Origin of the sequence: Pseudomonas sp. R19M (assembly GCF_050312585.1) — a bacterium.
Taxonomy (GTDB): domain Bacteria; phylum Pseudomonadota; class Gammaproteobacteria; order Pseudomonadales; family Pseudomonadaceae; genus Aquipseudomonas; species Aquipseudomonas palleroniana.
Window position 1 is genome coordinate 1 of record NZ_JBNPJV010000018.1, and the last position, 8842, is coordinate 8842.

Consider the following 8842-nt stretch of genomic DNA (forward strand, 5'->3'; position numbering starts at 1 on the left):
GTATTTCAGGAGGACCGAGGTGCCTGGGTTTGGGGCGGCTTCGCCACCCAGCGCGGGGCAAGCCCGCTCACTACAGAGTTTGGTCGCGGCAGGTTCTCTTAACTGACAGGCATTAGGGCTTGCCCCCTCCCACAGATTTGGTCGCATGCCGAATTTCAGGATTTGCGCTGAAATAGCAGTTCCACTTCAAGCCCCCCGCCCTCGCGGTTTTTCAAGCTCAACCGCCCCTCATGCGCCCGAGCAATCGTGTGCGCAATGCTCAATCCCAACCCATAGCCACCGGTTTGGGCATTGCGTGAGCCTTCCACGCGATAGAACGGCTCCATCACCTGTGCCAGTTGCTCCTCGGGAATTCCCGGCCCACGGTCGCGAATGATGATCTTCAAGCTGTCCGCCTGGTCCTCGACCCGTACCACCACCTCTTGGCCATAGCGCACGGCGTTTTCCAGCAGGTTCTGCACACAGCGCTTCAGGCTGCGGGCATAACCGGGCAGTGGCTGTTTCGCACGGCCTTCAAGGGTCACGCTTTCCCCCACATCCTGCAGGTCCGCCTGCAAGCTTTGCAGCAACGCATTGATGTCGATGTTCTGCCGCGCCTCGTTGATTTCGCCGCTGCTGACGAAATCCAGGGTACTGGCCACCATGTGCTCCATTTCTTCCAAGTCAGCGCGAAAACGCTCCCGGGTGCGAGTGTCGTCGAGCATTTCCGTGCGCAGGCGCAGACGTGTGATCGGCGAACGCAAGTCGTGGGAAATGGCCGCGAGAAAGCGCGTGCGTTCGGCGATATTGGCAATCAGGCGTTGCTGCATGGCGTTGAAGGCCTGGGCCGCCCGACGCACTTCCGTCGGGCCATCCAGCGATAACGGCGGCCGCTGGATGTCGCGGCCCAGCGCTTCGGCGGCCTTGGCCAATGCATTGAGCGGGCGGATCGCCAGGCGTACCGCCACCAGGGCGATCACGACCAGCACCACTACCCGCAGCAAATAGATACGCATCACGTAGTCGAACAGCAGGTCCAGGGGCGATGTGCTCGTCCAGCCTTGTTCCTCGCTGGCGTCCACTTGCAACCAGCGCCCATCGGGCAGGCGCAGGTCGATCAGAAACTGCCCCACCACCGGCCGGGAACCGAGCAGCGTGGAAAGCCCCGCCGTTTGCCCGTCACCATCGACCAGCGACAGGCGTAGCAGATTCAGGGTCGGGGCATAGCCGGTTTTTTCCGACAGGACTTTCTTGATCAAGCGTTCGGTGGGCAAGTCGCTGTCGGTCAGGGTGCTGACCGTATCGCTGGCATGCTCGCTGAGCGTGAGATGAAAGTGCGGGCTGTCGAACAACTGGACCAGTTGATCGGCCTGCGGCGGGTCTCTATGCACCAGGCGCACCACATCCGCCAACCGCGTCGCGATCAGCCGCGCCGGGATTTCCAGCACCTGGCCGTGGCGCCGGTCGTACCAGATGCTACTGGTCAGGGCCTGGGCCGCGAGCATGCCGCTGACCAGAATCAGCACCAGCCGTCCGAACAACGAGCGCGGCAGCAGCCTCAAGACTCCAATACCACATCTTCGGCGGTGAGCATGTAACCCTCGTTGCGCACGGTCTTGATCAACCCCGCCGGCAATTGCGAGCGCAGGCGGCTGACGCACACATCGATAGAACGGTCGAACGGCGTACTGTCCTTGTCGAACACATGGTTGAGCAGGAAGTCGCGGCTCAATGGACGATTGGGGTGCTGCAACAGCAGACGCAACACGCGGTAGTCCGAATTGCCCAGGCTCACCACCACGCCCTGCGGCGACAACAATTGCCGCGCCCGCGTGTCGAGCTGCCAGCCGGCGAAACGAATGCTCGGCGCCTCATCCAGGCGCGCACGATCCGGGAAGCTCTGCACCCGACGCAACACCACCTTGATCCGCACCAACAACTCACGGGGGTCGAACGGCTTGGGCAGATAGTCATCGGCGCCGATTTCCAGGCCGACGATGCGGTCGATCAACGAGCCCTTGGCGGTGAGCATGACCACCGGCGTGTTGGAGCTCACCCGCAGTTCGCGACACAGGCTCAGGCCGTCTTCACCGGGCAGCATCAGGTCGAGCACGATCAAGTCGATGACACTCAGCGCCAGGCGACGGCGCATTTCCTTGCCATCGGCGGCCGTGGACACCTGGAAACCGGCGTCGCTGAGGTACTCGCAAAGCAGCTGGCGGATCTGCGGGTCGTCATCAACGATTAGTAGGTGGTCTTGCTTGGCCATGGGCAGTCAGTCCGAAAATACTCAAAGCGCAGGAAATAGCCGAAAGTTCAGCCGGCCGCACACGCAAATGTAATGGAATGTTGTGGGCAGCAATAATCGCGCATCAGCGATACAAAGCCACGGTCCCGCATCGGGAAGCGGTCTTTAGACTACCGAATCTAAATGAGATTAATTGTAATTTAGTTCGGGCCGCTTTGAATGACTTTGCCTACTCCCCAGCGTCACCCTTTGCACTCAACCCTCGCACCGATGTTCGGCCTGCTGGCCGCCGGCGGTGTCACGCCGACGGCGTGGGCCGATACAACCGCCGCAACACCCCAGGATTCGGTATTGAACCTGCCGCAAATCAAGGTCGACGGCGAAGCCTCCTCGACCTTCAAGGTGGACCGGGTCACCTCCGCCAAGATCAGCCAGCCACTGCTGGACGCGCCGCAAAGCGTGACCATCGTGCCGCAGCAGGTGCTCAAGGAGCAGAACGCGCAAACCCTGCAGGAAGTGCTGCGCAACGTGCCGGGCATTACGTTCATGTCCGGTGAAGGCAACCTGGGCTGGGGCGATCTGTTTTCAATCCGGGGGTTTTCCTCGGAGCAGAGCCTGACCGTCGACGGCGTGCGCGACGCGGGCATGTCGACCCGCACCGACACCTTCAACCTGCAACAGGCCGAAGTGTTCAAGGGCACCGGCTCCATCGAGTCCGGGGTTTCCGCCGTGGGCGGCAGCGTCAACCTGGTCAGTAAAGAAGCGCACTTGGGCGACGTCAATAAAGTCTCGGCCGGAATCGGCACCGACAGCTACCGTCGCCTCACCGCCGACCTCAATAAGCAGCTGACCGATACCAGCGCGGTACGCATCAACCTGATGAAACACTACAACCAGGTCGCCGAACGCGACGACGTGGACTACGACCGCTGGGGGATCGCAACGTCCTTCGGTTTCGGCCTGGGTACCGACACGCGCTTTTTCGTCGACACCTTCTACCAGAAAGACACCAACACTCCCGACGGTGGCGTGCCGATCCAGCGTGGCACCGACGGCCACCGCATGCCCGGGGTGAAACGCTCCAACTGGTACGGTGACTCCAGCCTGTATACCCAAGAGAACGAAACCACCTCGCTGACCGCCCGCTTCGAACACGACTTGGACTGGCACGACGCCAACCTGCGCAACCAGACACGCTGGGAGCGCAGCGACAACTTCGCAGTACTCTCCCCGGCGCGCTTCTTCGCCGCCGATGCCAACGCTAAAAAGACCTGCACCGGCACTCGCTGTGCAACCTTGGGCTATACCGGCGCAGGCCCGATCAGCCAGGTACCGGGCAGCACGGTCAATGCTTACACCGACTACTTGAACAACAGCAACACCGACTACAGCATCCTGCGCGGCAGCGACTTCGGTTTGTCCAAGCGCTACACCATCCTGGATAACCAGACCGACTTCAGCTTCACGTTCAACACCGGCAGCCTGCAACACGCCGTGGTATCGGGCCTGGAGTTCTATCACGAGACCTACGGCGGCCTGAAACGCAACGCCGAGGTGCCGGCCGGCGACCTTTTCTTCGACATGAACAACCCCAGCCATAGCTTTGCCAGCAGCTACGTCACCAAGGGCGAAGGCGACCCACGTTCGGTGATCGACAATGCCGGTGCCTACCTGGGTGACACCGTCACCCTCAATGAACAGTGGCAAGTTCTGGGTTCGCTGCGCTACGACCATTGGCGCGCCCAGACCCGCCAACGCGATCAGGCCACGATCAGCAGCACCGACGGTGCCGTCAGCGGCCGGGTCGGGGCGGTTTACAAGCCGGTGCCTAACGCCAGCGTCTACGTATCCTACAGCGAGGCCGCGCAACCTTCGGCGCTGGGAGCCTCCACCAACAACCAGATCTACGGCGCAGCCAGCACCCGCAACTACAGCCCGGCCAAGTCGAAAACCTATGAAATAGGCACCAAGTGGGACATTGCCCACGACCTGCTCAATGTGACGGCAGCGATTTTTCGCACCGAACTGGACAACGCCTGGGAATACCAGGACGGCGAATCGGCCCCGGTGCGCGCCCTGCCCGCCAAGCGCATGGACGGCATAGAACTAGGCCTGCAAGGCAATATCACTCCGCGCTGGACTGCGTATGCCGGCTTCTCGGCGCTCAAGAGCACCCAGACCAAAGGCATCAACAAAGGCGCCGAAGCCAAGAACGTCCCCGACCTGACCGCCAACCTGTGGACCACCTACGCCGTCAACGACGCCCTGAGCCTGAGCTTCGGCGAGCAATACGTGGGCCGGCGCCGCTACAGCGACAACCAGTACGTCGGCGGTTTGAACAACAACAGCAGCTACGCCAATGGCCCGTCCGGGGTGTATGCGATCTACACCCGCGACCACGAGAAAGCGCCCGGTTACTGGCTGAGTAACCTGGCGGCGCAATACAAGGTGAACAAGGACACCACGGTCAACCTCAACCTCAACAACCTGTTCAACACGTTCTATTACAGCCAGGTCGGCGCCTCCCTCGACGGCTTCCAGCTCTACGGCATCCCGGGCGCCGGGCGCACCCTCACCGCCAGTGTTGATTATGAATTCTGACTTTCCCCTTCCAGGAGCCCTTGCCATGTTGCAGCCCCGCCACCTGTTCAAACTCGGCGTGTTGTGCGCCGCGCTGCTCTTCGGCCACGCCGAAACCGCCGCCGCCCATGAAGTCACTGACGTGCTCGGCCGCAAGGTCGAGGTGAAGGATGACGTCCAGCGCGTGGTGCTCGGCGAAGGCCGGCTGATTTCAGCCTTTGCCTTGCTCGACCAGGACGCGCCATTCCAGCGCATCGTGGGCTGGCAGAATGACCTGCGCCTGCTCGACCAGCACACCTACAACGCCTATGTCGCGAAGTTTCCATCAGTTAAAAACATCCCGTTGATCGGGCAAGCCTCAGAGCAGAGCGTCAGCGCCGAGGAAATTCTTTCGCTCAAACCCGACCTGGCGGTGTTCAGCATCTCCGGGCACGGCCCCACCGAGCACAGCCCAGTGGCGGATGTACTGGCCAAGGCCGGCATACCGGTGGTGTTCGTCGACTTTCGCCTCAACCCGGTCCAAGGCACGCACACCAGCATGACCGCTCTGGGCCAAGCCCTTGGCCGTGAGCCCCAGGCGCAAGCGTTCCTGAATTTTTATGATCAGCACCTCAAGGCCATCACCGATGCCGTCGCCACCCTGCCCGCCGGCCCACGCCCCAGCGTCTTCCTCGAGTTGCTGGCCGGCGTGTGGCAGGCACCAGGGCATACCACCGGCAAGAGCGGCATGGGCGAGCTGATCAGCTTGGTCGGCGGACGCAATATCGCCGCCGGCGTGGTGCAGGGCGCACTGGGCGATATCAGTGTGGAATATGCCCTCAAGGCGGACCCGGATGTGTATATCGCCACCGGCAACCGCCAGCCTGGCCTGATCCTGGGTGCGGGCGTAAGCCATGACGAAGCACGCGCGGGGCTCGAACGCGTATTGGCGCGCCCGGAATTCGCCAACCTGCGGGCCATCCGCGAGGGCAATGCCCACGGCCTGTGGCATGACTTCTACAACTCGCCGTACAACCTGCTGGCCATTGAAGCCCTGGCCAAATGGATTCATCCAGCGTTGTTCGCCAAGCTCGACCCGCACGCGACCATGGACCAGATCAACCAGCAGTTCCTGAAGATGCCACTGCAAGGCGCCTACTGGATCGACGCAAAAACCTCGGTAGAAACCCAGTAACCATTGTGGGAGGGGGCTTGCTCCCGATGGCGGTGTGTCAGCCAAAGACTCGTTCACTGACACACCGCCATCGGGCGCAAGCCCCCTCCCACCGTTGGACTTTCATCATGTTCAATAGTGTGTGAGCCCCATGACCACTCAAACCCTTGACCTCGCCAGCGCCACTCATGGCTATCGCCGTCTGCTGGCACGGCGCGCCTGGCTGTTGGCGCTGCTCGGTACGGCGCTGGCCTGCGCGATTCTGGTGGACTTGGCGAGCGGTCCGTCGGGTATGGGCCTGCTGGCCCTGCTGGATGGCATCCTGCACCCGTCCCACTTGAGCGCCACCGATCAAGTGATCATCTGGAACGTGCGCCTGCCCTACGCACTGATGGCGGTATTGGTCGGTTGCGCGTTGTCCCTGGCCGGAGCCGAGATGCAGGCCATCCTGAACAACCCGCTGGCCAGCCCATTTACCCTGGGCGTGTCCTCGGCGGCGGCGCTGGGAGCATCGTTGGTCATCGTGTTTCCGGTGACCACGGTGTGGGTGTCGGCCAATACGGCGATTTCCATCTCGGCCTTCATCTTCGCCGCCGCCTCGGTATTTCTGCTGCAAGCCATGTCACGCCTGCGCGGGGCCGGTGTTGAAAGCCTGGTGTTGTTCGGCATCTCGCTGGTGTTCAGTTGTAACGCCGTGGTGGCCTTGCTGCAGCTGGTCGCCACCGAAGACGTGCTGCAACAACTGGTGTTCTGGACCCTGGGCAGCGTGACCCGGGCCAACTGGGACAAACTCGGCATCCTGGCGCTGGTGGTGGCGCTGGTGTTGCCGTTCTCCTTCGCCGCCGCCCCGCGCCTGACCCTGCTGCGCATGGGCGAAGACCGTGCACAAAGCTTCGGCGTGGACGTGAAACGCCTACGGTTTTTCTCGCTGCTGCGCATCAGCCTGCTGTCGGCCACCGCCGTGGCGTTTGTCGGCACCATCGGCTTTATCGGCCTGGTCGGCCCGCATATCGCACGGATTCTGGTCGGCGAAGACCAACGCTTCCTGCTGCCCGCCAGCGCCTTGACCGGCGCCTTGTTGCTGTCGCTGTCGTCGATCGCCAGTAAATGGCTCATGCCCGGCGTGATCGTACCGGTGGGCATCGTCACCGCCCTGGTGGGTGTGCCGATTTTCGTGGTGTTGGTGTTCAAGCGCGGGAGGCAGTTATGAGTGAAGGTCTAACCGTACAGCACGCCAATGTCAGCTACGGGCGTCGGCAGATTGTGCATGACCTCAGTTTGCCCACCTTGCCCCACGGCAGCCTGACCGCCTTGATCGGCCCCAACGGTGCGGGCAAATCGACATTGCTGCGGGCCGTGGCCGGGCTGGAAAAGATGCACGGTGTCGTACGCCTGGGCGACCTCGACCTGTCGGCCATGTCCGTGGGCGAGCGCGCCCGTCGGGTGACCTACATGCCGCAAAACCTGCCACCGGGCCTGAGCCTCAGCGTGATGGAAAGCGTAATCGCAGCCCTGCGCGTGGCGCGTGTGGACGGCATTCCCCTGTCCAGCGAAGCCTGCCTGCGCGAGGCTTTCGAGGCGCTACGGCGCATCGGTATCGCGCATTTGGCCGATCAGTGGTTGAGCACGTTGTCCGGCGGCCAGCGCCAATTGGTCAGCCTCGCCCAGCTCATCGCCCGTCGCCCCCAGGTCATGTTGCTCGACGAACCCACCAGCGCCCTCGACCTCAACTACCAATTGAAAGTCATGGACTGCGTGCGTGGGCTGGTGCGCGAACACCAGTTGATCGCGGTGGTGGTGCTGCACGACATCAACCTTGCCGCACGCTTCGCCGACCATATCGCCGTGCTCCGCCAGGGTCGGTTATACGCCAGCGGCGCAGCAGATCAGGTGTTGGACCCACTGATGTTCGCCGAGGTGTATGGCGTGCAGGCGCGCATCGAGCGCTGTTCGCAGCAGTCGTTGCAAGTGTTGGTGGACAGCGCAGTGTGAAAACTCTCTAAGGATATGCGCAAATGTTTCATTGAGTTTTCGTACACCGAACGTTACCTATACCTACAAGCATTCGCTCAAGCATCACCACTTTTTGGAGAGCTTCATGATCGACCTGTATTACTGGACTACCCCCAACGGCCACAAAGTCTCGTTGTTCCTGGAAGAAGCCGGCCTGCCCTACACGGTGCACCCGATCAACATCGGCCAGGGCGAGCAGTTCAAGCCGGACTTCTTGAAGATCGCTCCCAACAACCGCATCCCCGCCATCGTCGATCACACCCCGACCGACGGTGGCGCGCCGCTTTCGCTGTTTGAATCGGGCGCCATCCTGCTGTACCTCGCGGAAAAAACCGGCCAGTTCATTCCCCGTGATCTACGCGGCCGTCAGGAAACCTTGCAGTGGTTGTTCTGGCAAATGGGCGGACTCGGGCCGATGGCAGGGCAGAATCATCATTTCAGCCAGTTCGCAGCCGAGAAGATTCCCTATGCGATCAAGCGTTATGTCGATGAAACCGCCCGCCTCTACGGCGTGCTGGACCGGCGCCTGGCCGACCGAGCCTTTGTGGCGGGCGAGGACTACAGCATTGCCGACATGGCAATCTACCCGTGGATCGCTTCCTACCAGCGGCAGAGCCAGCGCCTGGAAGACTTCCCCCACGTGCAGCGTTGGTTCAACACCATCAAGGCACGGCCGGCGACGGTTCGGGCCTATGAACTGGTGCAAAAGGTCAACCCGCCCCAGCCCTGATTTCATGCGGGAGGGGCCTGCCCTAATGCCAGTCAGTTAAAGGGTGGGTGTAGAACACATCATCTGTAGTGAGCGGGCTTGCCCCGCGCTGGGTGGCAAAGCCGCCCCAACAAAGACGCCGCGGTATTTCAGGAGGACC

7 protein-coding genes are annotated in these 8842 nt (G+C 62.0%); 5 read left to right on the forward strand and 2 right to left on the reverse strand.

What is annotated here, in order from left to right; all coding sequences use genetic code 11:
- Positions 1–155 precede the first annotated feature (155 nt).
- Together ACQRBT_RS02665 and ACQRBT_RS02670 are read right to left on the reverse strand one after the other, a co-directional pair.
- Entirely contained in the window at positions 156–1541 is a 1386-nt protein-coding gene (locus tag ACQRBT_RS02665) for an ATP-binding protein (RefSeq protein WP_060753825.1), read from the reverse strand.
- The gene (locus tag ACQRBT_RS02670; RefSeq protein ID WP_060753826.1) at positions 1538–2248 is read right to left on the reverse strand and encodes a response regulator; all 711 of its coding nucleotides are present in this window, start codon (positions 2246–2248) and stop codon (positions 1538–1540) included. Before ACQRBT_RS02670 ends, ACQRBT_RS02665 begins: the two co-directional genes overlap by 4 nt.
- A 198-nt stretch (positions 2249–2446) precedes the next feature.
- On the opposite strand from ACQRBT_RS02670, the gene ACQRBT_RS02675 reads away from it, so the two are divergent.
- The 5 genes from ACQRBT_RS02675 (at position 2447) to ACQRBT_RS02695 (ending at position 8703) form a co-directional block, all read left to right on the forward strand.
- Positions 2447–4828 carry a TonB-dependent receptor gene (locus tag ACQRBT_RS02675; RefSeq protein ID WP_412046658.1) on the forward strand — a complete coding sequence of 794 codons (2382 nt, stop codon included), beginning with the start codon at positions 2447–2449 and terminating at the stop codon, positions 4826–4828.
- Positions 4829–4853: 25 nt separating this feature from the next.
- Complete coding sequence (locus ACQRBT_RS02680; RefSeq protein ID WP_412046659.1) at positions 4854–5981, forward strand: ABC transporter substrate-binding protein; 1128 nt, start codon at positions 4854–4856, stop codon at positions 5979–5981.
- A gap of 130 nt (positions 5982–6111) precedes the next feature.
- Positions 6112–7170 (forward strand): FecCD family ABC transporter permease, encoded by a 1059-nt coding sequence (locus tag ACQRBT_RS02685; RefSeq protein WP_412046660.1) that lies wholly within the window; start codon positions 6112–6114, stop codon positions 7168–7170.
- Positions 7167–7952 carry an ABC transporter ATP-binding protein gene (locus ACQRBT_RS02690; protein ID WP_090366366.1) on the forward strand — a complete coding sequence of 262 codons (786 nt, stop codon included), beginning with the start codon at positions 7167–7169 and terminating at the stop codon, positions 7950–7952. The genes ACQRBT_RS02685 and ACQRBT_RS02690 overlap by 4 nt, the downstream gene beginning before the upstream one ends.
- Positions 7953–8058: 106 nt before the next feature.
- Positions 8059–8703: a glutathione binding-like protein gene (locus tag ACQRBT_RS02695; RefSeq protein WP_412046661.1), complete on the forward strand. Its 645-nt coding sequence runs from the start codon at positions 8059–8061 to the stop codon at positions 8701–8703.
- The last annotated feature ends 139 nt before the right edge of the window (positions 8704–8842 follow it).

What these genes read in the sequence shown, in the direction of transcription:
- ACQRBT_RS02690 (WP_090366366.1), top strand. Translation starts at nt 7,167, where the DNA reads ATGAGTGAAGGTCTAACCGTACAGCACGCCAATGTCAGCTACGGGCGT.
- ACQRBT_RS02680 (WP_412046659.1), top strand. Translation starts at nt 4,854, where the DNA reads ATGTTGCAGCCCCGCCACCTGTTCAAACTCGGCGTGTTGTGCGCCGCG.
- ACQRBT_RS02670 (WP_060753826.1), bottom strand. Translation starts at nt 2,248, where the DNA reads ATGGCCAAGCAAGACCACCTACTAATCGTTGATGACGACCCGCAGATC.
- ACQRBT_RS02675 (WP_412046658.1), top strand. Translation starts at nt 2,447, where the DNA reads ATGACTTTGCCTACTCCCCAGCGTCACCCTTTGCACTCAACCCTCGCA.
- ACQRBT_RS02685 (WP_412046660.1), top strand. Translation starts at nt 6,112, where the DNA reads ATGACCACTCAAACCCTTGACCTCGCCAGCGCCACTCATGGCTATCGC.
- ACQRBT_RS02695 (WP_412046661.1), top strand. Translation starts at nt 8,059, where the DNA reads ATGATCGACCTGTATTACTGGACTACCCCCAACGGCCACAAAGTCTCG.